Raw genomic sequence first — 22,268 nt, forward strand, 5'->3', positions numbered from 1 at the left:
GCGCAGGACGCCGCGGCGGCTGCTGCCCGGTATACGGGCGGGGGATGTCCGGGGCGGCCGGTGAGGCGGGTGTGTCCGGGGTGCGGCCGGACGGTGTGCGCCGCTGGGTTCGGGGATCGCTCACGTGCGGCTCCTCACGGTGCGGTAGGGGGTTACCGCCGGTTTACCGACAGGAGTTGTGAGCATGACACTCACGGCATCGGCAGACAATCCGTCTGCGCGGGATCGCCGTCGGGCGGCCCGGGCGCCCGCGGCTGCCCGGGCCGGAAACCGCCGGACGGGTGCGGCACGCCCCGCCGCCCGGCTACCAGAGGTCGCCGTCGCGCCAGTCGCAGACCAGCTCACCGGAGGCGTCCAGCTCCGCGCCGCCCGCCACCGGCAGCACGTGGACGCATCCGTCGTCCTCCTCCGTGCGCACGGTGCCCGAGGGGGAGAGAGCCGAGAGGGGGCCCCGCCACAGCAGCCAGCCGCGCGCCGCGTAGAAGCCCGCCGCCTCGTCGGTGGAGGCCAGCGCACCCAGGTCGTACGCGTCGCGCACCACCTGTTCCAGAGCCCCCATCAGCGCGGCCCCGTACCCGTGTCCGCGCCGGCCGGCGCGGACCCCGACCCCCACCACGATGCCGGCGCGCAGCGCCCGGCCGCCGTGCAGCAGCCTCCGCTGCACCAGCGAGGCGTGGCCCACCAGCTCCGCACCCTCCCAGGCCAGCGCGTGCACACCGCCCAGTGCGTGGTCCCAGTCCTGGTCGGTCATGTCCCCCTCGAACACCTCGTCGAGCAGGGAGCGGGCCGCCGCGCGGACGGAGGCGTCCAGATCCGCCGTGTGGACGAGGACGACCCGGCCCGGGCAGCCGCCGTCCCCGATGCTGATGCCGGTCATGCCCCCATCCTGGCGGCATGACGCCGCCCGCCGCCGTGTCTTCACGGCGGCGGGCGGCGACGCGCGGAAGGGGGGTGAGCCCCGGGGCGGCGGGCCGGACGGGGCCGGGACGCCTCAGGGGCGTCCCGGCCCCCGGCCGCGCAGCCTGCTCAGCGCCTGCTTGGCCTGGGACCGCTTCCTGGGATCGGAGGCCATCCTCCTGGCCTTCGAGGTCAGTCGGCGGCCCTGCGGGGTTCGGGAGAACATGGCGATCTTCCTCAGAATGCCCGGCACGGTTCCTCCAGCTGTTCACGGGTGCCCGCCGTGGCGAGCCGCACCCTTTGCGCTCGGTTGTCCTCATCGCCTCCTACCCCGGCGGGCGCGGGTGATGTGTGGGGCCTTCCCGGAGCCGTGCGGCGGTCTTCTGAACGCGTGTTCCCGGTGCGAGTGGGCCGCTCTAGGATGAGCCCCGGTTCGCCGGCGACCGCGAGGGGGAGAAGCGTTGAAGCGTCCCACGATGGTGGACATCGCCCGCCGTGCGGGGGTGACCAAGAGCGCGGTGTCCTTCGCGCTCAACGGCCGCCCGGGCGTGTCGGAGGCGACCCGCGCCAGAGTGCTCGCCATCGCGGATGAACTGGGCTGGCAGCCCAACAGCGCGGCCAGGGCCCTCTCGGACGGCAGGGCCGGGGCCTTCGGACTGGTGGTGGACCGCCCCGCCCGCTCCCTGGGCATCGAACCGTTCTTCATGCAGCTGGTCTCCGGAATCCAGAGCGAGCTGTCCGGGGACGGCACCTCCCTGCTGTTCACCGTCGCGTCCGACGCGGACGCCGAGACGGCCACCTACCGGGCCTGGTGGGCACAGCGCAAGGTCGACGGCGTCTTCCTGGTCGACCTGCGCGTGGACGACCCCCGGATACGCGCCCTGGAGGAACTGCGCCTGCCCGCCGTGGTGATCGGCGCGCCCGTCGGCACCGGAAGCCTGCCGGCGGTGTGGAGCGACGAGGCGGCGGGGGTGCGCACCGCCGTCACCCACCTCACCGACCTCGGACACCGCTCCATCGCCCACGTCACCGGGCCCGCCGTCCTGCGGCACACCGTGCTCCGCACCGAGGCGTTCGCCGCCGCCACCGCCGAACGCGGCGTCACCGGCCGGAGCGTGGAGGCCGACTACAGCGGCGAACAGGGCTGCGCCGCCACCCGTGCCCTGCTGGAGGGCGACGGCCGCCCCACCGCGATCCTCTACGACAACGACGTGATGGCCGTCTCCGGCCTGAGCGCCGCTCAGAGCCTGGGCGTCCGCGTCCCCGAGGACGTCTCCCTGGTGGCCTGGGACGACTCGCCGCTGTGCGGGCTGGTCCACCCCGGGCTGACCGCGCTGCGCCGCGACATCGCCGCCTACGGCGCCCTGTCCGCCCGCCGGCTCAAGGCCGTCGTCGCCGGCCACCGCGTCGGGCACCGCCGCGCGCCCGGCCCCGCCCTGACCGTCCGCGCCAGCACCGCCGCCCCCTCGCGTGACACCGCCCCGCTGTAGCCCGCCGGCGCCGGGCTACCGGACGAAGGCGGTGACGCCCTCGTACCTGCCCTGTGAGGCCTCGCCCGTCGTCTCGTACTCCAGGAGCAGCAGTCCGTTCGGTGTCGCCTCGTGGCGGGTCAGGCGGAGACCGGAGGGGTCACCGGGGCCGGACATCAGACGGCGGCCGGCCCTGAGCACCGTGGGCGCGACCACGAGGCGGAGCGTGTCGACCAGGCCCGCGGCCAGCAGCGCGTCACCCAGGCGGGCGCTGCCGTGGACCTGGAGCTCCCGCCCCGGCCGCGTCCTGAGCTCGGCGACCGCGCTGACCGGATCGCCTCTGAGGACGGTCGTGGGGTGCCAGGCCCCTTCGGCGAGGGTGTTGGAGACGACGTACTTCGGCAGTGTGTTCATCCGCTCGGCGAACGGGTCGGCCGGGTCGGTGATCGCCGGCCAGTCGTGTGCGAACGCCTCGTAGGTGCGCCGCCCCAGCAGCAGGCCGTCGGCCAGGTCGAGCCAGTCGGAGGCGCGCCGGACGAACGTCCCGTCGATGTGGGGAACGAGCCAGCCGCCGCGGCCGAAACCGCCGCTGGTGTCCTCGTCCGGGGAGCCGGGCCCCTGGCTGACCCCGTCGAGCGTGGTGAAGGCGGTGAGGGCGATCCTCATCGCGGGGCCCGTCGCGGAACCGTGCTCTCGGCGAGGGCTGCCAGCTGGTCGGCGACCGAACCCCAGCCCTCGGCGAAGCCGAGCCTGGCGTGGCGGGCGCGGGCCTCCGGGTCGCCGTGCCGCACGACCATCCGGTAGCCGGTGCCCTCCGGATGGTCGGCCAGTGTGATCGTGGCGGTCATCGCGACCGGGGCCGGATCAGCGGGCCGCCAGACGCTGTCCACCGCGTTGGTGAACACGATCCGGTGGAGTTCGTCCACGGCGAGGAAACACGCGTCCAGGTGCGGGACGAACTCGCCCCCGCCCTCGCTCAGCCGCGTCACGAACGCCCCGCCGGGCCGCGGTTCCAGATGGTCCACCCGGCAGCGGGCCGGGGCCGGGACCCACCACCGCTCGAGCCGGGCCGGGTCGGTCCAGGCCCGCCAGACGGTCGTCCGCGGCGCCCGGATGACCCGCTCCAGGGCGAGATCCAGATCGGGGTCGAAGCCGGGGCCGGGGGCGGGTGCGGAGCCGAATTCGGGATCGGGGTTCACTGCCTGTTCTCCTCCGGGTCGGTGACGAACTGCTCGAGTCGGTCGGTGCGTTCCTCCCAGATCCGGCGCTGCTGTGCGAGCCAGTCGTCGACGAGGGCGAGCCGCTCGCGGTTGAGCACGCAGCTGCGCACCCGGCCGGACTTGACGGTGTGTATGAGCCCGCTCGACTCGAGCGTCCGCACGTGCTTCATGAACGAGGGGAGGGTCATCGGGAACTCGCGGGCGAGGTCGCCGACGCTCCTGGGCCCGTGGCCGAGGTGCCGGACGACCGCACGCCGGGTCGGGTCGGCGAGGGCGACGAACACGCCGTCCAGCTCCGCCGTATGCTTAACCATGTGGCTAAGTGTTGCGCGAGACAGTGGTCAGCGCAAGGACTGAGCGCCCAGGTGGCCGATCGGTACCGGTTCTCCGGGAGCACCGCCGCAGGACCGGCCGGGGCGTCAGGTCCCGGGGTTCAGCATCGCCGCCGCGGTGGCCCGGTCGGTCTCCGCACCGGTGGTCAGCGCGTACAGGGCGTACCCGATCGGGGAGGCGTCCCACAGGTGCTTGGCCTGGGCCGCCAGACCGGGGTGGACGTGCCCGCCCGCCCGCTCGTACGCGGTGAGAGTGGTCTGCAGCGCCTCCTCGCCCGCGGCGCCGTACTGGAAGGACAGGTCACGGGCGGGGTCGTCCACGCGGGCGGTGGTCCAGTCCAGGACTCCGGTGATCGCGCCCTCCTCGTCCAGCAGCACGTGCGCGGGGTAGATCTCGCCGTGGGTCATCACGGTCCGCTCCGGCCAGCAGGTGTCGTCCTCGAGCCAGGCCCGCCAGGCCTCGGCCAGGGCGGGGGAGACGGTGAAGGCCTCGCTCACACGGGCGATGTCGTCCCGCCACGCCTGACGCACCCGGGCCGGGGTGCGGACCTCGACACCCGCGGCCCCCGCCTGCTCCGGGGTGATGGAGTGCAGACAGGCCAGCAGGCGCCCCAGGCGCTCGGCGTAGTCCGGGCCGGCGGGGTCCATGTGCCAGTCGGGCTCTCCGGTATCGGTCAGGGTCAGGCCCGGGGCGCCGGGCAGGGCCGGGTAGGCGATCAGCTCGGGGGAGCGGACCTGCCAGTCGGGGACCGCGACGCCGTCCTCGGCCAGGACGGGGGCGACCAGGTCGAGGATGCGCCCCTCGGCGGCCATGCCCTCGGAGACGTCGGCCCGGCGCGGCACGCGCAGCACCCACCTGCGGCCGCTCGTGTCGAAGGCCATGACGACCCGGTAGTCCAGGCCCGCCTCGTTCACGGTGGCGTCCCGCGCGGACAGGCGCAGGCCGTGGACGGCGGCCAGAGCGACGACGTCGTCGATCGTGTTCACGGGCCCACGCTCCCATCCGCGCCCGTGCCGCCTCCAGTCCTTTTCCCACGGCCCGTTCCGCGGAGCGGCCGCTCCGGAGCGGCACGGCCCACTCCCGACCGTTCTCGCCTGCCAGATCAACTTGCCGACCGTCCGGCGCACCGGCCCGTGCCCGGTGAACACCAGTCCGGACACGGAAGCGTCAAGAGTCCATGGCCGCCCGGTCGGCCTCACCGTGCAGGACGCAGAACTCGTTTCCTTCGGGACCGGCGAGGACCACCCAGCCCGAACCATCGGGATCGCGGTGATCGGCGACAAAGGCGGCCCCGAGGCCCAGCAGCCGGTCCACCTCCTGATCGCGCGAGGTCTCCGGGCGCAGGCACAGGTGGATCCGGTTCTTGACCGTCTTGCCCTCGGGCACCTGGTTGAAGTACAGCACCGGGCCGTCCGCCAGCAGCACCTGGGTCTCCCGGCCGCCCGGCCTGTCCTCCGGATGCAGCGGACGGCCGGTCGCCCCGCTCCGGAACCGGGCCAGCCCGTAGGCGTCCGCACAGTCGATTGCCGCGTTCCGCGGTACCGAGACCATGCGCGCAACTCTTCCCGATCTCCGCGCCGAACGCCACCGGGTCGCGCTCGTCCCCGTGTACGCAGCTCGGTGAACGCCTGGCAACCTCAGTTTGAGCAGACGGGGTGGAAAGTGGGGGCGGCCCGCTCGAGGACGGTGGTTTCCTCGGTCACCAGGGTTGTTCTGGCGGGTGCCCGGGGTGACTACTTCACGTAGTTGTAGACGGTCGCCCGGGAGACACCGAGTTGGTCGGCGATGAGCTGTGCGGAACTCCGGGTCTCGAAGAACCCCTCGCGATGCAACCGCCGGACCAGTTCGCGCTTCTGGTCGCGGTTGAGGCCGCGGGGGGTACTGGAGCGTTCGGCGGCGAAGGAGTCGATGGCCGACCGGAGTTCGCGTCCGGTGCGGTCGCGCAGCGTCTCCAGGGTCTCACCCCGGTGTCCGGCGTCCGTGGCGACGAGGTCGGCCAGGGCGATCGCCAGCGGGGACAGCGTGCTGACGTCCAGGTTCAGGCAGAGGGCCGCGACGTAACGCCCGTCGGCGTTCTTGATGCCGATCGAGGTGCTCTTGGCCGGGCGTCCGTCGGGGAACCGGTTGCTGTAGTTCTGGATGACGCTGGGGTGGTCGGGGTCCGCGATGCGGCGCAGCCCCAGTTCGGTGGCGGAGTCGCCGATCTGCCGCCCGGACAGGTTGTTCTCGATGACGCGGATGGCGCTGTCGGGCCGGCGCAGGTCGTGCAGGACGACTTCGCACAGGCCCGGGAACATGCGCCCGACGGCGACGGCGATGCGCTCGGCTTCCCGTAGGAGGTGCTCGTCCTCCTGCGCGGAGTGTTCGCCGGTGGGTTCGTCCTGGGAGGGGTGTGCCATCGCGCTGTCCTTTCCCGGCACCGGCTCAGTCGGCGGCTCGGTCGGCGGGTCCGGCGAACACCGAGGCCATCTTCTCGGCGGACTTCAGCCCCGCACCGGTGAGCACGACCACGGTGGTCTCGCCCGGCGCGATGTCGCCCGTCGCGATGAAGTGGTCGAGGGCCGCCGCGGCGACGCTACTGGTCGGCTCGGCGTACAGCCCTCGCGAGCTCAGTGCGCGGACCGCGGCGTGGATCTCCGCCTCCGGGACGGCGTAGGCGGCGCCGCCGGAGCGGCGGACGGCCTCCACCGCCTCGGGCAGCCGCACCGGGTGGGCGATGGACGCGCCCTCGGCGATCGTCGGTATCCGCTCGCCGCGCTGAGCCGGGTCGATGCCGTTGAACGTGTCGGCGATGGTCGCCCAGTGCTCGGGCTGCCCGACGAACAGGCGCGGGCGCCGGTCGATCTGGCCGGCGTCGAGCAACTCGCCGAAGGCGATGTCGCACCCGATGATGTTGCTGCCCGCTCCGGCCACCAGGACGATGTTGTCGGGTGCGGTGAAGCCGAGGGACTCCCACATCTCGTAGGCGATGGTCTTGGTGCCCTGGATGAACATGGGGTGCCAGTTGTGGCTGGCGTAGGGGATCCGCTCCGACTGGCGGATCGCCTCGTCCGAGACCTCGTCGCGGGTGCCGGCCACGAGCTCGATCTCGGCCCCGTAGGCACGGGCCTGGAGGATCTTGGCCTCCGAGGTGGCGGCGGGAACGATGATCTTGGCGCGGATGCCGGCAGCGGCGGCGTAGGCGGCCACCGCGGAACCGCCGTTGCCCGAACTGTCCTCCAGTACGCGGTCGGCGCCGTGCGCCGCGAGATGGGACACCATCACCGACACGCCCCGGTCCTTGAAGCTGGAGGTCGGGTTGAACCACTCCAGCTTGAAGTGGACGCGCCGACCGGCCCAGTCGACCGGGACCATCGGCGTGCATCCTTCGCCCAGGCTCACCCGGCGGGCGGCCGGGACGGGCAGGGCCGCGTGGTAACGCCACAGTGACCGCTCGGTGGTGTCGATCTGCTCGGGGCTCAGGCCCGGCAGCGGGCTGACGGCGAGGGGGCTGCCGTCCTCGCCCCGCCAGCGGGGGTCGTCCAGGGAGTAGTGCTTTCCGGACCGGTCGTACAGGCCGGGGGCGGTGACGGCTGAGTGCTGTTCGGCGTTCATGGACGGTTCCGGCCTCTCCTCGCTCGACGTGCCGTCACCGGGCCCCGCGACCCGGCAGGCACCCTGCCACTCTCGTACTGGATTGATTTTCCAGATATGTACACCGAGTCTAATCACTCGTCGGCGCGCCGCGCCGCACCGACCTGGAACGCGCTCGCCGACTCCGCCGGGGCCGTTCCGCCCTCGGCGGCCGAAGCGGTGACCACCCCTACGGGCTCACGCTCACACCGGCACGGGTCAGGACCTCGTCGGCCGGCTCCCGCCGCAGGCGCGGCGCCTCGCTGAAGTACGCGGGCAGGCCGCGCTCGGTCACTTCGGAGCGGATCTCCTCCAGGAGATCCTCCAGGAGGTCCTCCGGGATCGTCACGGTGACCCTCTTGGTTGCCATGCGCGACACCATGCTCATGGTGTCGCTCCCCATGCTCGGTGAATCAGCAGGCCGCACGGAGCGACTCCTGCTCCATGCGGCAGTCGCGGCACAACTGGCCGGGCCGGGCCGCGCGGATGGCGCGTTCGCAGCCGTCGCAGGTCTGGAGGGGCAGGACGGCGGGCTTGGCGGGCGGCGGGGCCGAGGCGGGTGCGGGCAGGGGCAGATCGCTGAGGCGGAAGGCCAGGATGCGGGCCGGGCGGGCCAGGAAGCGTTCGGGCAGGCCGGCGGTGAGCGTCTCGGTGATCCGGGCGGGGGACACGCCCGCCGCGAGCCACCGGGCCACATCCGGGGCGAGCCGGGCGGCCTCGCTCTCGGAGAGGATCAGCCGGGGGTCGGCGTTGCGGAGACAGGCCAGGACCCGTACCGCGTCCGGATCGGCCTCGCCGAGCGGAGCAGGCGGAGCAGGCGGAGCGGGCTGAGCAGGCGGCGCCTGCGGCGACCGCACCACGGCCGGGAGCGGGTCCGGGGGAGCGGCGGACGGGTCCGGGGGAGGCGGCAGGGGCGCCGGGTCGGAAGCCGTACGCGGCGCGGGCACGCGGACGGGTGCGGGACGAGGCCGGCGGCCGGGCGGCGGGGTCGGGTCGTCGTCGCTCGGCGGTACGTCGTGGAAGTAGGTGCGGGTACGGACCCGGCCGTCCGGCCCGCGCTCGCGCCGCCGCTCCAGATGCCCGGACGCCTCCAGCTCCCGCAGAGCGCGGGAGATCAGGATCTCGCCCTCGGAGAAGTGCTCGCACAGCGCGGTGATGCTCACCGGGGCGCCGTCCGGCAGGGATGCGATGTACGCCGCGACCCCGATGGTGACCGCGCTGCCGGGCCGCTGGGCGAGGACGTTGGCGAGAACGGTGAAGTTGGCGGTGAGGCGGGTGCGTACGTGGATCACGCCGGATGCCGGTGCACCGGCGCGGGCGCGTGAGCGCGCGCTAAACTGCGAGTCAGCCATCGGGAAGGTGCTTTCTTCCTGATCGGTGAGGCCCTCGGACCGGGATGGCAGTCCCGACCGGGGGCCGCAACTTTTTGCGGTTGTCGCGATGAACGTAACCACCCGCTTTTCAAACCCGCAAGCTCGTCACCCGTATGGGTGACGAGGGGAAAGGGTGGGTGGGTGGGTGGTTCTTTCTCCCGGTTCTTTAAGGGAGTCGGTGGCCCGCCGGACCCTCGGGGGCGAGGGTCCGGGGGGCCCGGGGAGCCGACGCACACCGGCCCCCGGATCGCTCAGGCGCGGCGGTCGGCCTTCAACTCGCTTATGAAGGAAGCCCAGGACGCCGACGGGAACGCCAGCACCGGCCCGTGCGAGACCTTGCTGTCACGGACGGGGACGATGCCGGGGAAGCCGTCGGCCACCTCCACGCAGTTGCCACCCTCCTGGTTGCTGTAGCTGCTCCTGCGCCACTCGGCGCCGCTGAGATCGGGACGGGACACTCGCTTCACGGTTGTCCTCCAGCGCGGATCGGATCATGTCGAGCGACATGAGCGGGGGCAGGGCTGCCGCCCGCAGCCGATCGTATGTCTCCCTGTACGGCCTGACCTCCGCCGGTTCCTCGACGAGTTGGCCGTAGTCGGCGCCTTCCGTGTAGACCGTCTCCGAGCCGTCCGGCATCGTCAGCAGGGTCAGGGAACCGCCCAGCGCACCATGCTCGCCCTGGTCGAACGGCAGCACCTGCACGGTGATGTGACGCTCCTCGGCCGCTTCGAGGAGGCTCGCCAACTGGTCCCGCATGACGGCGCGGCCTCCGATCGGACGCCGCAGCACCGACTCGTCCAGGATCACCCACAGTTCGGGATGGCCCGGTGACCAGAGTCGTGCCTGCCGCCCGATCCGGGCCGCGACGCGTTCCTCCAACTGTTCCTTGCCGCTGAGCGTCCGGCCGACGCTCAGCAGGGCTCGCGCGTAGTCCTCGGTCTGGAGCAGGCCGGGCACCACATGCGCCGCGTACTCGCAGATGGACACCGCTCGTTCCGCGTACTCCATGAACCTGCGCGACCAGTCCGGGAACGTCTCGCGGTAGACGTACGGCCACAGGTCGACCAGCAGGTTGTCCGCTGCGAGGGCGTCGTCCAGCGTGCGCGCCAGTTCAAGCGTCGGTCTCGCTCCGGAGGCCCGCTCGACCTGGGTGATCCGGCTGGCGACCACATGCGCCTTCTCACCCAGTTCCGCCTGGGTCAGCCCGGCGGCGACGCGGAGTCTGCGCACCCGCGAGCCGAACAGGGCCGCCATCGATGCCCCGGGATCAATATCCTTGGCCAAAACATCACTTCCGTTTCTTACGTGCTGGAAGGTAAGGCTTCATCCCCTTCCGAGCCTATGCTCGTCGGTCGATCCTGAAGCACGGAACGTAATGATCCGCCTACGTTGCGGATCGAACGAGGAAGCGAAGGACGGCTTTCGTGCTGCTGACGACGACCACGCCCGACGAGGAACCGCAGCCGGGCGCGGCACACCCGGGCGACCCCGAACCCCTGCCGTTCACGCGGCGGTTCACGTCATCCGCCAAGGGGGCGCGGCTCGCCCGGAAGCTCGCCGTGCGGCGCATGGAGGAGTGGGGGTGGCCGGCCGCGTCGGACGTCTCGTGCACCGTCTCCCTGCTGGTCGGCGAGCTGGCCGCCAACGCGGTGCGGCACGGCCGCGTGCCCGGACGCGACTTCCGCCTCGCGCTCGAAGTGCGAGGAGAGGTGATCCGCATCGAGGTCGCGGACGCCTCCCCGGTCCGGCCTCCGGCCGCCCCACCCTCACCATCCGCCGAGGAGGAGTCGGGGCGCGGCCTGCTCCTGGTGGACATTCTCGCCACCCGCTGGGGCGCGGTCCCGCGCGACCCCGTCGGCAAGACGGTCTGGGCGGAGGTGGCGGCCCCAGGCCGCTGAAAGGGAGAATGCGTCCGTGTACATCCGAGCCGTGCGCCTGGACGAACTGCCCGTCCTCCAGGACATCGAGAGGGCCGCCGGGCAGTGTTTCCGGGACATCGGCATGCCGGAGATCGCCGAGGACGAGCCGCTCCCGCTCGGTGAGCTCGCCCGCTACCACCGTGCCGGGCTGGCCTGGGCCGCGGTCAACGGCGCCGATGTCCCGGTCGCCTACCTGATCGCCGACCGCGTCGACGGCGGCCTCCACGTCGAGCAGGTCTCGGTGCACCCGGACAGCGCGCGTCGCGGTGTCGGCCGGTCGCTGCTGGAGCATCTGGCGGACGACGCCAGGAGCGAAGGGGTACCAGCCCTGACCCTCACCACGTTCACCCGGGTCCCCTGGAACGCCCCCTACTACGCACGCTGCGGTTTCCGGGTCATGGACGACACCGGGCTCACTCCCGGCCTGCGGAGGATCCGCGAGAGCGAGGCGGCCCACGGTCTGGACCGGTGGCCGCGGGTCTGCATGCGCCGGGCACTGTGACACCACGGGGACGCCGTCGCGGTCTGTTCAGGCGCTCGCCGTCCCGAGCGTGCGCCGGGCGCACGGGCGCACTCCGGAACCGCCGACTGTGACTCCGTGCGCCCCTGGTGGACCGTGCGGCGCTGAGCCCACGATGGCTCGTGGTTCGGACGCCCCGTCACCCGACGAGGCGTCACGAGTGACACAGGTAAATGACGCGAGCGAGAGGCCGGGGCGACCCGGCCTCACCCATGTCCGGGCCCGCCGACCGGCGGACCCGCGTCTTCCGGAAGGACATCCATGTTACGCCGGTCCACCGTCATGCTCCGCCTGCTGGTGCCGATGGCACTCGCCGCGGGCGTCATCGTGCCCCTCTCGGCGGGTACCGCCTCCGCCGCGCAGCCGATATGCATGAGCGGCAACCTCCAGTTCGACTACCAGTCCGCCGAGGCGGGCACCCACAAGCCGACCCTGACCCGGGCCGCCCGCAACGCCTCGGTCGAGCTCTGGGGCCGGGAGAGACCGACCGATCCCATCCAGAAGCTGAACACCGGAACCGAGCTGACCGGTGGGGCCGACGGCTCGTTCAACCTCTGCCACACCCCGGTCAACACCGTCTCGATGGATCGTCTGTACGTGCGTTTCGCCACCCGCAACAACCAGGTGTGGCGGGTCGCCAACGCCTCCGGCACGGTCTACACCCACGCCACGCCGATGCAGTCGAACGTGACGGCGAACGTCAACCTGGGCACCGTCAAGCCCACCACGGCGAGCCGCGCCTGGCACGCCTTCGACACCGTCAACCTGCTCTGGTCGCGCCGTGTCAACTCCACCACCCCGTGCTGGACGACCGCCGAGACGAACGCCGCGACCTGCACCACGCTGACGCTGCGCTGGCAGGCCGGGTCCTCCAGCGGACCGTGGTACGACCTGTCGAACACCGTGCACCTGGCCGACGCCGACCCGGACTCCGAGCACACCGTGCTGCACGAGGCGGGCCACTTCTTCCAGCACCGGCTGTACAACGGCACGTTCCCGAACGTCACCAACTGCAACCCGCACTACATCGAGAAGGCGTCGTCCGCCACCTGTGCCTGGACCGAGGGCTTCGCCGACGCGGTGGCCGCCTACCTGCTCGGCGACGAGCGCTACGTGTGGCCGAACGGGGCGTCCTACCCGTTCACCCACGCCGCGGGCTGGCAGACCGGTGACCATGTGCAGGGCAACGTGGGCGGCTCGCTGCTCCGGCTGTGGAACCAGGTGGACGGCAGCTGGGACCGCTCCATCGCCACCCTGGCCTCGCACACGCCCTCGACGTTCGCCGACTGGTTCAAGAACGTCCGCCCGACGGCCGTGCCGCCGCTGTCCACCACCGGCGCCGCGCTGGCCGCACTGGAGACGTACGCCGTCAACTACGGCCCCACGGTGGTGGGCGACAACGCCTACCACGCGCTCAGCAACGGCGGCGGAGTCGCCCTGCAGCGCGGCGGGACCTGCAGCGGCGGCATCCCGTCGGTGGCCGAGTTCGCCGCCCTGGACACCTCGGAGCCCTCGCAGCGCTGGAAGTTCACGGCCAACGGTGACGGCACCGCACGGATCTACGACAGCTGCCTGATCCCGCTCTACCTGACCGCACCGACCACCGCCGGTGGCCAGGTCTCCCTGCAGCCCCTCTACCTCGGTACCTCCAACCAGCGCTGGCAGGTGACCCAGAACGCCGTCGGCACCTACACCCTGACCAACCCGGCCACCGGCTTCGTCCTGGACGGCAACGCGACCGCGGGCCAGGCGGTCACCGCCAACACCGCTTCGGCCGGCTCGAACAGCCAGAACTGGGCGTCGGTGTTCTCCATCTCCTGATCGAGCTCCTGATCGGGTCCGCACGGTCACGGGACGGCCCTCTTCCCAGCCGCTCCCGTGTCCTGGGGAGGCCCGGAACACTCCTCGGACACGGGAGCGGCGGCCGTTGACCCCACCGGCTCCCGGGCCGCCGCCGACGGCTCGCTGCGGGCCGTCGGCGTGCGGTGTCCCGCACACCGCGGGAGCGGTGGAGCGCCGAACGACACGAGGCCGGTGACCCCCTCGGCCGATGACCGGGAAGCATTCGGACGGACGGCGCCGGGAGCCGGAAGACGGCCCCGGCGCCCGTGCCTCAGCCGGGGCGCCCGGCCATGACCACCACGCCCGGACCGGTCCGCTCCTCTGCGGGAAGGCGGAGCTCGGCGACCGGGTGCAGGCCAGCCCGCTCGATCAGCTCCACGAGCCGCTCCGGCCGCCACTGGTGTGTCGTCCAGCGGACGGGCACGCCTCCGTAGGCCTCGGTGCGCGCGATGTCCTCGTCGCCGACGTGTGTCGCCGTGATGAGGTGTCCGCCCGGCTTCAGGGCGCGCGCGAACACGGCGAGGACCTGGGGAAGGACGTCGCGGGGGAGGTTGAACAGCGACCACCAGCCGAGCACGCCGCCCAGGGACGCCTCACCGAGTTCGAGTTCGGTGGCGGAGGCGACGTCGAAGCGGCAGTGCGGGTAGAGGCGGCGCGCGTTCTCGACCATGCGGGGGGACAGGTCGACCCCGGACACGTCGAGTCCGCGTTCGGCGAGGTAGGCGGTCACCGTTCCGGGCCCGCAGCCGACGTCGAGGACGGGCCCGAGGCCGCGCACGGTGTCGGCGAAGGCGTCGATCGACGCCTTGAGCCAGGGGTGGGTGCGGATGTCGCCGCATCCCGTCGTCCGGACCATGTGAACGTAGTTGTCGGCCACCCGGTCGTAGGAATCACGGACCGTGTCGAGATCGGCCGGGCGGGCGATGGGAGGTAAGCGCATCGGCCAACGATAGGACAGCGGCCCTGGTCGCGGGACCGTCGGCTTCCCGCCGGGCCGAACGGCACTGGCCGACGGAGCGGCGCGGTGCTGTCATGGGGAGGGAGGACGGTGACGGCGCGGACCGGCCGGCGAGGGCGCGGCGGCCGGTACCGTGAAGCGGAGGAGGCCGATGCCATGCTGTACCGCCACACGGTCGGTGACGTGATGACCGAGGACGTGGTCACCTTCCGCCCCGGCACACCGCTGTCGGAGGTCGCCGCCCTGCTGGACGCGAACGACATCGTCGCGGCCCCGGTCGTCGACGACGACGGCGCCCCCGTCGGCGTCGTCTCCGCCTCCGACGTGCTGCGGCACGAGACCGGCATGCCCGACCCGCAGGGCCAGGACGGCGACGACGAGCATCCCTGGGGCAAGGCCCGGGCCCGGACCGCGGGCGCGCTCATGAGCAGCCCCGTCTTCACCGCCCGCGCCGACTGGACGATCCCCCGGGTCGCGCGGGAACTGCGCAGGCGGCACGTCAAGCAGCTGCCGGTGGTCGACGAGGACGGGCTCCTGGCCGGCATCGTCACCCGCAGCGACCTGCTCGACGTCTTCGTCCGCTCCGACGCCGAGATCCGCGAAGAGGTCGAGCAGGACGTCCTGGGGGACATCCTCGACCTGGACGAGGACGCCGTCGCGGTCGAGGTCCGGGAAGGGACCGTCATCCTCCGTGGAGATGTGCCGGAAGCGCGCCTGGTCCCGGTGGTCGTGGGCCTGTGCCAGGGCATCGACGGCGTCGTCGCGGTGGACGCCCGCCTCGCCGTCGCCGGGGCGGGCTGAGAGCTCGTCGAGCCTGACCCGTTCGGGCCACACCTTCGGAGCGGCTTCCAGCAGGTCGAGCTGGGCGCCGCGCAGGTTCACGGCACCCTGGGCCGGGGCCGTGCCGCGCAGCCACAGTTCGCCGATGGTGCTGACGCTGGCCCGCAGCGCCTGGCCGGCGGGGTCGGAGAGCCGGGCGGAGTTCAGGACGAGCCGGCGGGGGATCGTGGCGCCGCTGAGGTTGACCATGCCGCGGGCGCGCAGCCGGGCGGCGTGCTCGACCGTCCCGTACATGAGGTCCAGCCGGCCGGTGATGCGCGCGCCGGTCAGCCCGGCGGATGCTGCCGTGGCTCCGCTGGGGGCTCGACTCCATTTATGGAGAGGGTTGTTCGAGGTCACGGTATGGGCCCGGCGCCGGGCTCAGGAGGAGTAGAGGGCCTCGATCTCGTCCTCGTACATCTTCGCGATCGCCGCCCGCCGCATCTTCAGCGACGGAGTGATCAGGCCCTGCGCCATGCTGAACTCGGCGGGCAGGATCCGGAAGGCCCGGATCGACTCCGCGCGGGAGACCGCGTTGTTCGCCTGGGACACCGCCCGCTGGACCTCCGCGTACAACTCCTCGTCGCGCAGGATCTCCCGGGAGGGCAGCGGCTCCCGCTCGCGCAGCCGGAACCACTGCTCCAGCGCCTCGGGATCGAGGGTGATCAGCGCCGCGACGTAGGGGCGGTCGTCGCCCACGACCAGGCACTGGGAGATCAGCGGATGCGCGCGGACGCGGTCCTCCAGCACCTGCGGGGCGACGCTCTTGCCGCCGCTGGTGATGATGATGTCCTTCTTGCGCCCGGTGATGACCAGATAGCCCTCGTCGTCCAGGTGGCCGATGTCCCCGGTGGCGAACCAGCCGTCGCGCAGCACCCCGGCGGTCGCCCCGGGGTCGTTGAGGTAGCCGGCGAAGACGACGTCGCCGTGCACCCAGATCTCCCCGTCGCGGGCGATGTGGACCGAGTGGCCCGGCATCGGGCGGCCCACCGTGCCGAACTTGACGCGGCCCGTCGGCTGGCCGGTCACCGCCGCGGTGGTCTCGGTCAGCCCGTAGCCGTCGTAGACCGTGATCCCGGCACCCGCGAAGATCAGGCCGAGTTCGCGCCGCAGCGTGGAGCCGCCCGAGACCGCGTACCGCACCCGCCCGCCCAGCACCGCCCGCAGCTTCCGGTACACGGTGCGCTCGAAGAGCGCGTGCGAGGCCCTGAGCACGGGGCCGGGACCGGGTCCCGCGCCCGCGTCATGCCGCTCCACGGCCTCGGCGTAGCGTGCCGCGACATCCATCGCCCGGTCGAACACATCGCCCTTGCCGGCCTCCAGGGCTACCTGCCGGGCCCTGCGGTAGATCTTCTCGAAGACGTAGGGCACGGCGAAGACGAACGTCGGTCTGAAGGACGCGAGCGCGGGCAGCAGCTCGGCGGGCGCGATCTCGGGCTGGTGGCCCAGCAGCACGCGGTTGCGGACGCAGAAGACCTGCACCATCAGGCCGTAGATGTGCGACAGCGGAAGGAAGGCGAGGATGGCGGGCCGCTCGCCCTGCGCGGCGATGAGCTCGGGCCATCCGGCGAGCAGGATGTCGCACTCGGCCGCGAGGTTCGCGTGGGTGATCACACAGCCCTTGGGGCGGCCGGTGGTGCCGGAGGTGTAGGTGACGGCGGCGACCGAGCGCGGCGTCACCGCGCGGCGGTGGCGCTCCACGAGGTCCTCGGGGACGCCGCGCCCCAGCTCCGTCAGCTCCGTCACACAACCGGTGTCGAGCTGCCAGATGCGGCGCAGCGACGGCGCCGCGTCGCACACCGAGCCCACCGTCATGGCGTGCTCCTCGTGCTCGACGACGACCGCCGCCACCCGCGCGTCGGCCAGGATCCAGCGCACCTGCTCGGCGGAGGAGGTGGGGTAGACAGGCACGACCTGGGCGCCGATCGTCCACAGCGCGTAGTTGAACAGCGTCCACTCGTAGCGGGTGCGGGCCATCACCGCGACCCGGTCGTCGAACCGTACGCCGTCGGCCAGCAGGCCCTTGGCCAGGGCCCTCACCTCGTCCCGGAAGGAGGCGGCGGTGACGGTGGCCCACTCACCGCCCGCCGGGTCCTCGCGGCGGGCGAGCTGCGCGAAGTGCGGCTCGTGTTCGGCCAGTTCGTGGACCGAGTCCGCCAGTCCTCCCTTCCGCATCGGCTCCACCACGGGCGGACAACTGAAGTCGCGCACGGCACCCCCATCACCGGACCTCCGCCGCATCGCGTTCCGGGCGGCAGGGGGCGAAAATACCGATGAACGCACCTGTTGCCCAGGGCTTGATCAAAACCGTTCCCCTGCGCGAGCCCCCGGGCGGTCCGGGCCTCGTGACGGCGCGCGGCACACGGCCGCGGCCGGAGAGCGCTCCCCCCATGGGACGCCCTCCGGCCTCGTGCCGCCCGCCCACCCGGGCGGCACGCGGCGATGGTCAGGAACGGGATCGGACTCCGGCCCGGGCCGGGACGGTGCTCACACCCGCTGCCACAGCGCCGGGGTGTTGGGGAAGCCGACCGAGCAGCGTCCGCCGCCACCCATGTAGTACGCGTCGCCGCCGCGCAGGTCGTACAGCGGGCGGGGCCGCTCGGCGGACTTCACCACGCGCACCAGGTCGCCGTCCACGCCCGCGGCCTCGGCGAAGGCATGGGCCTCGGCGGTGTCGGAGGCGCGGACGACCACGGAGTTGGTCTTCACGTCGACATACCACACGGGCGCGGCGGTGGTGGCGTTCTTCCGGGCGGCCCGGTCCAGCCGGTCCTTGGCGGCGTCGAGTTCGGCCAGGGTGTGCTCGACGACCTCGGCCCGGGCGCCCTGAGCGGTGATCTCGCGGGCCTCGGAGGCGTCGGTGGTGGCGACGGTGAGGGTCGCGGCGTCGTCGCCCGCCACCCAGGCGCCGGCGAAGTCGCCGCCGAGTGCCAGGCGCAGCTCCCCGGCGGTCGTCCCGGCCCTGCTCTCGTTCACCAGCCGCTGCCTCGCCTGGCCGGCGGTGAGGCCGAGATCGCGCTGCATGGCCCTGAGCAGGCCGGGCGGTACGGACGACAGGGCGGACGAGGCGGAGCGGGCGTCCGCCTTCCGCGGGGCGGACGCGGCGGGATCGGCCGTCGCGGTGCCCGGCAGCAGTGCGGTCAGGGCGAGTGCGCCGGCCGCCACGGCGGCCGCGCACGCGCCTGCGACGCGTCTGTGGAGCATGTGGTTCTCCTCGGTTTCGTCGGGGTGACCGAAACCGTAGACGCGGAAGCGGTGGGGGGAGGAGCTGTCAACTCCCCTCCCCCCACCGCGTTATGGAAGCCGCCGTACCTCTTGTGGCCTGCGGTTTCCATCGCGCCGCCGTATCCGGCTCAGCGCTTGCCCACCGGGGTGAGGTGGTCCAGGGAGGTGGTCAGGGCCCTGCGCCGCCCGTTCTTGGCCGGAGCCGAGACCACTTCGAGCCGCTCGAGGGCGTCGAGGGCGCGCCGGGCGGCCGTACGGGAGAGGGAGAAGCGCTGTTGCACGTAGACCATGCTGGCGTTCTGCTCGGTGACGACGGCCTGCGCGATCTCGCGGAGCGTCTCGGCGTCCATCCCGGCGGCCTCCGCCTGCCGGGCGAGCGGGCCGCCGGCGGGTTCGGCCGCCTCTTGCTCGGGCTCGGAGGCTTCGGTCTCCTCGGCCGCCGGGGCCGCCTGCTTCACGACGCGCGCGGCGGGCGCCTCGGAGGTCCTGTCCGCGGTCCGCCCGGGTTCGGTGGAGGGCTCCACGGCGGTGGGCGCGGGCGGTGCGGTCTCGCCGGCGCTCCCGGCGGTACGCTCCGGCTCCGGCTCCGGCTCCGGTGTGAGGGGCGCCGTGTCCTCGGCCGTGTTCTCGGTCCCGGGGGCGGCGGGCGCCTCGGCGGGCTCGGGGGAACCGTTCCCGACGGATGCCTCCGTGTCCCCGGCATCCTCCGTCCCCCCCACGGCCTCCTCGGTGGCCGGTGCGGCCTTCTCCGTCCGGGGAGCGGGGATCTCGGCAGGGGGCTCGGCCTCCGGGGCGGGCTTCTCGGTCTCCTCCACGGGGGAGGCGGACTCCTCGGCGCGGGGCTCCGGCGTCTCGGGTGCCCTGGTCTCCGGCGTCGGGAAGCCGTCGTCCCTGGCCTCCGGTTCGTCGTCCCTGGCCTCCGGTTCCCGGAAGTCCCGCTCGGGCTCGGGCGTGCGGGGAGCCGCGTCCCGGCTCTCCTCCCGGTCCGACCGGTCCGGCTGCGGGGCGGAGTCAGCGGGACCGGAGATGAACAGACCGCCGACCGAGAGCCGTTCCGGGGCGGTTTCCTCCACGGAGACCGTCTCCACCCGGACGGAACCGGAGACACTCCCCTTCCTCTCCTCGTCGTGGACCGCCTCCTGCCGCAGCTCGGCCGTCGGCTCGGCCCGCGGCTCCGGCTCGGCGTGGGCGACGACCGCCTCCTCGGCCCCGCGCTGCTCGGCGGTCCGCTCACCGGCCGCCGCGCGTGCGGCACCGTGCCCGTCCGCCGGGGCGCGGCGGTTCAGCAGGACGGCGGCCCCCGCCGCGACGAGGATGACGGCACCGCCCGCCATCAGCGGTACGGAGCCGGGAACGGCCCCGAGGGCGAGGAGGAGCAGGCCGACCAGCCCCAGGGCCGCGGACAGAGGCGCGGCCGTCCTCGTACGGTTCTCCTCGGCGGGACGCGGAGCGTCCTCCCGCGGGACCGGAGCCTCCGCGGCGGTCCGGCCCGCTCCTCGGCAGCTTCGGCCCTCGCTCTCGTGGTGGCCGATGACCCCGTCGGTCACCGGCGCCCGCTGCTCGCAGACCGGGCATGTATCGCGACGCATTCAGCCCCCTTGTGGCACTCTCCCAGGACGACGGACTGTAGCGGACCGGGGGATGACAACGTGGGGGTGGTACCGGAACTCCGCATCCGTCCAGGTGTACGTCCCGACCAGCGGCCCGTCGGCCACCGCGCAACTCCGTTCTGTGACGGGACTCTTGACGGCGGGGCCGGGTGGACCGCCGTGGCGCCGACCGTACGCCCCGGCGTGTCTCACGAGATCGTCTCATCCGACTGTCGTCGGACCGCCGTCGGGGAAGTCGCGCCGAACCCCGGGTGATCGGCGAGCCACCGGGTGTAACTAGCGCTGCGGGCGGTGGCCTCGGTGTGCGCCGCGCGTGCCTGGGCGACCACCGGGCCCGCGACGCCCGCGGCGGGCGAGCCCGGATGCCGGCCGACCAGGTGCCGCCAGCGCAGCGGAGCCCCGGCCAGCGGGCGGGTGGCCACGCCCGGGGTGGGCGGGAACGTCGCCCGGCACAGCCCCACCGCCCTCCCACCTGCACCAGATGGACGCACGAGGCGGTGTCGGTCTCGTAGACGCGGACGGGGGTGAACCCGGCGCGGGCGCAGACGGCGGCGAAGCAGTCCGCGAAGCAGCCGTCCCCCGGCACGTCCGCCCAGGACTCCCGTGCCGGCTCGGCCAGTTCCACCTCGCGCCGCTCGGCCAGCGGGTGATCCCGGCCGAGCATCACGAACACCGGATCGACGGCGATCTCCCGCCACACCAGCCGGTCCACAGCGGGCGGCGGACTCTCACCGCAGGCGCCGACCAGGGCGAAGTCCACCCGTCCCTCGAGTACCAGCGCGGCGATCTCCCGTTCCGACCAGGAGGTGCGCGTGGTCATCGCGACCTGCGGATGGGACTCCGCCAGCCGGTCCACCAGGCCGCCCAGCAGCGGCCCGTGCGTGCCGCCGAGCCGGAAGCGCGGCATGCCCTCCCACGCCCGTGCGAAACGTACGGCCTCCTCCTGGAGTTCGCGCACCGCCGGCAGCAGCGATCGCCCGGATCGTCTTCAGGTGCCGCAGTTCCAGGTCCATGCCCGACAGCTTGGGCCGCCCGGTACGCGGGGGCAATACATCGACAGAGGATTGGTACAGACCATAACTCCGGTGTGTGGTGGCCGAGTCGGCGCCCGGCCCGCGGCCGTCGTACGACCGCGACGGGCCACGCCCCCCGGGGATTGCGTCCGCCGGTCAGGGCAGGGTGAGCACGCGCGGGCCCTCGTCGGTGATCGCGACGGTGTGCTCGATGTGGGCGGCCCGGCTGCCGTCGGCGGTGCGCAGCGTCCAGCCGTCGGCGTCGGCGTGGTAGAGGTCGCTCCCGCCGGCCATCAGCATCGGCTCGATGGCGAGGACCAGTCCGTGCCGCAGGGGGAAACCGCGCCCGGGGCGGCCGCGGTTGGGCACGTGGGGGTCCTCGTGCATGCGGCGGCCGATGCCGTGGCCGCCGAAGTCCCGCGGCATGCCGCAGCGGGCCGCCTCGGCGACGGCGCCGATGGCGTGCGAGATGTCGCCGATCCGGTTTCCGGCCGTGGCCGCCGCGATGCCCGCGTCGAGCGCCTCCCCGGTGGCCTTGACCAGTTCCAGGTCGGCGGGCCGGGGGGTGCCCACGATGAAGCTGACGGCCGCGTCACCGGTCCAGCCGTCGAGTTCCGCGCCGCAGTCGACGCTGACCAGGTCGCCGTCGCGCAGCCGGTAGTCGCCGGGGATGCCGTGCACGACCGCGTCGTTGACGGAGACGCAGACCACCGCCGGGAACGGGGTGGGCGCGAAGGAGGGCTGGTAGCCGAGGAAGGGGGAACGCGCCCCCGCCTCGGCCAGGACGGCACGGGCCGCCGCATCCAGCTCCCGCAGGGACACGCCGACGTCCGCCGCGTCCCGGGCGGCCGCCAGGGCCCGGGCCACGACGCGCCCGGCCTCCCGCATGGCCTCCAGCGCCGCGTCGGTCTTGATCTCCACCATGTTCCACCACTCCCTGTTCACGGCGCGCCGACCCGGCGCGACCCAATTCTTATACCGGTATTAGTATCACAGGCATGGTGAGGACTCCTCTGACCCCGTGGGAGCGGCAGCGCGGGGAACGGCTCGGCGCGCTGCTGCGCGAAGCGCGCGGCGGGCGCAGCATGGTCGAGGTCGCCGCGGCGGCCGGAGTGTCGGCGGAGACGCTGCGCAAGATCGAGACCGGACGGGCGCCGACCCCGGCGTTCTTCACGGTGGCGGCCCTGGCGGCCGTACTGGACCTCCCCCTGGACGGCCTGGCCGCCGCCTGTGCCCAGGACGACGAGGACCGGCGCGCGATGTCGGCGTAACGCCTTCCGCTCCCGCTCGGGCCGGGAGCGGCGAGCGGACGATCCACCGGTGGTGGCCCTCGAAGGGCGCGGTGCTGTTCGGGGCGATCCTCGGGCGCGGCACCGGGAACACCGAGGAGCCGGCGCCGCTGCCCGACACCGGCGCCCTGGAGACGGACCCGCGCACCGTCCTGCGGGCCACCGCACC

The 22,268-nt window shown here is 73.1% G+C and carries 24 protein-coding genes and 1 pseudogene; 6 read left to right on the top strand and 19 right to left on the bottom strand.

Features of this window, described 5'->3' with window-relative positions; genetic code table 11:
• Positions 1 to 304: 304 nt before the first annotated feature.
• Positions 305 to 877: a GNAT family N-acetyltransferase gene (locus AC2CJA_RS06425; RefSeq protein ID WP_484601685.1), complete on the bottom strand. Its 573-nt coding sequence runs from the start codon at positions 875 to 877 to the stop codon at positions 305 to 307.
• A gap of 114 nt (positions 878 to 991) precedes the next feature.
• Positions 992 to 1,150, bottom strand: coding sequence for a hypothetical protein (locus tag AC2CJA_RS06430; protein WP_241714048.1), 159 nt, complete (start codon positions 1,148 to 1,150; stop codon positions 992 to 994).
• Positions 1,151 to 1,358: 208 nt separating this feature from the next.
• Here AC2CJA_RS06430 and AC2CJA_RS06435 point away from each other — a divergent pair, with 208 nt between their 5' ends.
• Entirely contained in the window at positions 1,359 to 2,387 is a 1,029-nt protein-coding gene (locus AC2CJA_RS06435; protein ID WP_484601686.1) for a LacI family DNA-binding transcriptional regulator, read from the top strand.
• Positions 2,388 to 2,402: 15 nt separating this feature from the next.
• On the opposite strand, the gene AC2CJA_RS06440 is transcribed toward AC2CJA_RS06435, so the two are convergent.
• The 11 genes from AC2CJA_RS06440 to AC2CJA_RS06490 form a co-directional block, all read right to left on the bottom strand.
• A complete protein-coding gene (locus AC2CJA_RS06440; protein ID WP_484601687.1) occupies positions 2,403 to 3,032 on the bottom strand; it encodes a dihydrofolate reductase family protein in 630 nt (209 codons plus the stop codon).
• Positions 3,029 to 3,565 (bottom strand): SRPBCC domain-containing protein, encoded by a 537-nt coding sequence (locus tag AC2CJA_RS06445; RefSeq protein WP_484601688.1) that lies wholly within the window; start codon positions 3,563 to 3,565, stop codon positions 3,029 to 3,031. Before AC2CJA_RS06445 ends, AC2CJA_RS06440 begins: the two co-directional genes overlap by 4 nt.
• Positions 3,562 to 3,900, bottom strand: a complete 339-nt coding sequence (locus AC2CJA_RS06450; protein ID WP_484601689.1) for an ArsR/SmtB family transcription factor — start codon at positions 3,898 to 3,900, stop codon at positions 3,562 to 3,564. Before AC2CJA_RS06450 ends, AC2CJA_RS06445 begins: the two co-directional genes overlap by 4 nt.
• Positions 3,901 to 4,005: 105 nt before the next feature.
• On the bottom strand, positions 4,006 to 4,905 hold the full coding sequence (locus tag AC2CJA_RS06455; protein WP_484601690.1) for a macrolide 2'-phosphotransferase: 900 nt from the start codon (positions 4,903 to 4,905) through the stop codon (positions 4,006 to 4,008).
• 181 nt (positions 4,906 to 5,086) lie between these two features.
• Positions 5,087 to 5,470, bottom strand: a complete 384-nt coding sequence (locus AC2CJA_RS06460; RefSeq protein WP_484601691.1) for a VOC family protein — start codon at positions 5,468 to 5,470, stop codon at positions 5,087 to 5,089.
• 182 nt (positions 5,471 to 5,652) lie between these two features.
• Positions 5,653 to 6,318: a helix-turn-helix transcriptional regulator gene (locus tag AC2CJA_RS06465; protein WP_484601692.1), complete on the bottom strand. Its 666-nt coding sequence runs from the start codon at positions 6,316 to 6,318 to the stop codon at positions 5,653 to 5,655.
• A 25-nt stretch (positions 6,319 to 6,343) separates the two neighbouring features.
• A complete protein-coding gene (locus AC2CJA_RS06470) occupies positions 6,344 to 7,513 on the bottom strand; it encodes a threonine synthase (protein WP_484601693.1) in 1,170 nt (389 codons plus the stop codon).
• A 208-nt stretch (positions 7,514 to 7,721) separates the two neighbouring features.
• Positions 7,722 to 7,901, bottom strand: a complete 180-nt coding sequence (locus AC2CJA_RS06475; protein WP_484601694.1) for a hypothetical protein — start codon at positions 7,899 to 7,901, stop codon at positions 7,722 to 7,724.
• 43 nt (positions 7,902 to 7,944) lie between these two features.
• The gene (locus tag AC2CJA_RS06480; RefSeq protein ID WP_484601695.1) at positions 7,945 to 8,883 is read right to left on the bottom strand and encodes a hypothetical protein; all 939 of its coding nucleotides are present in this window, start codon (positions 8,881 to 8,883) and stop codon (positions 7,945 to 7,947) included.
• Between the two features lie 272 nt (positions 8,884 to 9,155).
• Positions 9,156 to 9,290 carry a DUF397 domain-containing protein gene (locus AC2CJA_RS06485; protein WP_484601696.1) on the bottom strand — a complete coding sequence of 45 codons (135 nt, stop codon included), beginning with the start codon at positions 9,288 to 9,290 and terminating at the stop codon, positions 9,156 to 9,158.
• The gene (locus AC2CJA_RS06490; protein WP_484601712.1) at positions 9,247 to 10,158 is read right to left on the bottom strand and encodes a helix-turn-helix domain-containing protein; all 912 of its coding nucleotides are present in this window, start codon (positions 10,156 to 10,158) and stop codon (positions 9,247 to 9,249) included. Before AC2CJA_RS06490 ends, AC2CJA_RS06485 begins: the two co-directional genes overlap by 44 nt.
• Before the next feature lie 176 nt (positions 10,159 to 10,334).
• Between AC2CJA_RS06490 and AC2CJA_RS06495 the strand changes: the two genes are divergently transcribed.
• The 3 genes from AC2CJA_RS06495 (at position 10,335) to AC2CJA_RS06505 (ending at position 13,164) form a co-directional block, all read left to right on the top strand.
• On the top strand, positions 10,335 to 10,802 hold the full coding sequence (locus AC2CJA_RS06495; protein ID WP_484601713.1) for an ATP-binding protein: 468 nt from the start codon (positions 10,335 to 10,337) through the stop codon (positions 10,800 to 10,802).
• Positions 10,803 to 10,818: 16 nt separating this feature from the next.
• Positions 10,819 to 11,325: a GNAT family N-acetyltransferase gene (locus tag AC2CJA_RS06500; RefSeq protein ID WP_484601697.1), complete on the top strand. Its 507-nt coding sequence runs from the start codon at positions 10,819 to 10,821 to the stop codon at positions 11,323 to 11,325.
• A gap of 279 nt (positions 11,326 to 11,604) precedes the next feature.
• On the top strand, positions 11,605 to 13,164 hold the full coding sequence (locus AC2CJA_RS06505) for an RICIN domain-containing protein (protein WP_484601698.1): 1,560 nt from the start codon (positions 11,605 to 11,607) through the stop codon (positions 13,162 to 13,164).
• Between the two features lie 292 nt (positions 13,165 to 13,456).
• On the opposite strand, the gene AC2CJA_RS06510 is transcribed toward AC2CJA_RS06505, so the two are convergent.
• Positions 13,457 to 14,125, bottom strand: a complete 669-nt coding sequence (locus AC2CJA_RS06510) for a class I SAM-dependent methyltransferase (RefSeq protein WP_484601699.1) — start codon at positions 14,123 to 14,125, stop codon at positions 13,457 to 13,459.
• A gap of 174 nt (positions 14,126 to 14,299) precedes the next feature.
• Here AC2CJA_RS06510 and AC2CJA_RS06515 point away from each other — a divergent pair, with 174 nt between their 5' ends.
• Positions 14,300 to 14,944, top strand: coding sequence for a CBS domain-containing protein (locus AC2CJA_RS06515; RefSeq protein ID WP_484601700.1), 645 nt, complete (start codon positions 14,300 to 14,302; stop codon positions 14,942 to 14,944).
• A 399-nt stretch (positions 14,945 to 15,343) separates the two neighbouring features.
• Here AC2CJA_RS06515 and AC2CJA_RS06520 read toward each other — a convergent pair whose 3' ends face one another.
• The 5 genes and pseudogenes from AC2CJA_RS06520 to map all read right to left on the bottom strand — a co-directional run bounded on the left by AC2CJA_RS06520 (position 15,344) and on the right by map (position 21,734).
• Positions 15,344 to 17,173: an AMP-dependent synthetase/ligase gene (locus tag AC2CJA_RS06520; protein ID WP_484601701.1), complete on the bottom strand. Its 1,830-nt coding sequence runs from the start codon at positions 17,171 to 17,173 to the stop codon at positions 15,344 to 15,346.
• A gap of 276 nt (positions 17,174 to 17,449) precedes the next feature.
• Entirely contained in the window at positions 17,450 to 18,166 is a 717-nt protein-coding gene (locus tag AC2CJA_RS06525) for a S1 family peptidase (RefSeq protein ID WP_484601702.1), read from the bottom strand.
• Between the two features lie 149 nt (positions 18,167 to 18,315).
• On the bottom strand, positions 18,316 to 19,776 hold the full coding sequence (locus AC2CJA_RS06530) for a DNA polymerase III subunit gamma/tau domain-containing protein (protein WP_484601703.1): 1,461 nt from the start codon (positions 19,774 to 19,776) through the stop codon (positions 18,316 to 18,318).
• A gap of 209 nt (positions 19,777 to 19,985) precedes the next feature.
• Positions 19,986 to 20,773, bottom strand: a pseudogene (locus AC2CJA_RS06535) (LysR family substrate-binding domain-containing protein); the annotation flags it as partial.
• A 193-nt stretch (positions 20,774 to 20,966) separates the two neighbouring features.
• The gene (gene map / locus AC2CJA_RS06540; protein WP_484601704.1) at positions 20,967 to 21,734 is read right to left on the bottom strand and encodes a type I methionyl aminopeptidase; all 768 of its coding nucleotides are present in this window, start codon (positions 21,732 to 21,734) and stop codon (positions 20,967 to 20,969) included.
• Between the two features lie 74 nt (positions 21,735 to 21,808).
• On the opposite strand from map, the gene AC2CJA_RS06545 reads away from it, so the two are divergent.
• Positions 21,809 to 22,081 carry a helix-turn-helix domain-containing protein gene (locus tag AC2CJA_RS06545; RefSeq protein ID WP_484601705.1) on the top strand — a complete coding sequence of 91 codons (273 nt, stop codon included), beginning with the start codon at positions 21,809 to 21,811 and terminating at the stop codon, positions 22,079 to 22,081.
• Positions 22,082 to 22,268 lie beyond the last annotated feature (187 nt).

The sequence above is a fragment of the Streptomyces sp. ATLC9 genome, from assembly GCF_057196705.1.

Excerpts from the sequence above, each read along its gene's own strand:
- map (WP_484601704.1), bottom strand. The coding sequence starts at position 21,734 with ATGGTGGAGATCAAGACCGACGCGGCGCTGGAGGCCATGCGGGAGGCC.
- AC2CJA_RS06545 (WP_484601705.1), top strand. The coding sequence starts at position 21,809 with ATGGTGAGGACTCCTCTGACCCCGTGGGAGCGGCAGCGCGGGGAACGG.
- AC2CJA_RS06510 (WP_484601699.1), bottom strand. The coding sequence starts at position 14,125 with ATGCGCTTACCTCCCATCGCCCGCCCGGCCGATCTCGACACGGTCCGT.
- AC2CJA_RS06490 (WP_484601712.1), bottom strand. The coding sequence starts at position 10,158 with ATGGCGGCCCTGTTCGGCTCGCGGGTGCGCAGACTCCGCGTCGCCGCC.
- AC2CJA_RS06480 (WP_484601695.1), bottom strand. The coding sequence starts at position 8,883 with ATGGCTGACTCGCAGTTTAGCGCGCGCTCACGCGCCCGCGCCGGTGCA.
- AC2CJA_RS06530 (WP_484601703.1), bottom strand. The coding sequence starts at position 19,776 with ATGCGTCGCGATACATGCCCGGTCTGCGAGCAGCGGGCGCCGGTGACC.
- AC2CJA_RS06470 (WP_484601693.1), bottom strand. The coding sequence starts at position 7,513 with ATGAACGCCGAACAGCACTCAGCCGTCACCGCCCCCGGCCTGTACGAC.
- AC2CJA_RS06515 (WP_484601700.1), top strand. The coding sequence starts at position 14,300 with ATGCTGTACCGCCACACGGTCGGTGACGTGATGACCGAGGACGTGGTC.
- AC2CJA_RS06440 (WP_484601687.1), bottom strand. The coding sequence starts at position 3,032 with ATGAGGATCGCCCTCACCGCCTTCACCACGCTCGACGGGGTCAGCCAG.
- AC2CJA_RS06475 (WP_484601694.1), bottom strand. The coding sequence starts at position 7,901 with ATGGCAACCAAGAGGGTCACCGTGACGATCCCGGAGGACCTCCTGGAG.
- AC2CJA_RS06425 (WP_484601685.1), bottom strand. The coding sequence starts at position 877 with ATGACCGGCATCAGCATCGGGGACGGCGGCTGCCCGGGCCGGGTCGTC.
- AC2CJA_RS06525 (WP_484601702.1), bottom strand. The coding sequence starts at position 18,166 with ATGCTCCACAGACGCGTCGCAGGCGCGTGCGCGGCCGCCGTGGCGGCC.
- AC2CJA_RS06505 (WP_484601698.1), top strand. The coding sequence starts at position 11,605 with ATGTTACGCCGGTCCACCGTCATGCTCCGCCTGCTGGTGCCGATGGCA.
- AC2CJA_RS06465 (WP_484601692.1), bottom strand. The coding sequence starts at position 6,318 with ATGGCACACCCCTCCCAGGACGAACCCACCGGCGAACACTCCGCGCAG.
- AC2CJA_RS06450 (WP_484601689.1), bottom strand. The coding sequence starts at position 3,900 with ATGGTTAAGCATACGGCGGAGCTGGACGGCGTGTTCGTCGCCCTCGCC.
- AC2CJA_RS06460 (WP_484601691.1), bottom strand. The coding sequence starts at position 5,470 with ATGGTCTCGGTACCGCGGAACGCGGCAATCGACTGTGCGGACGCCTAC.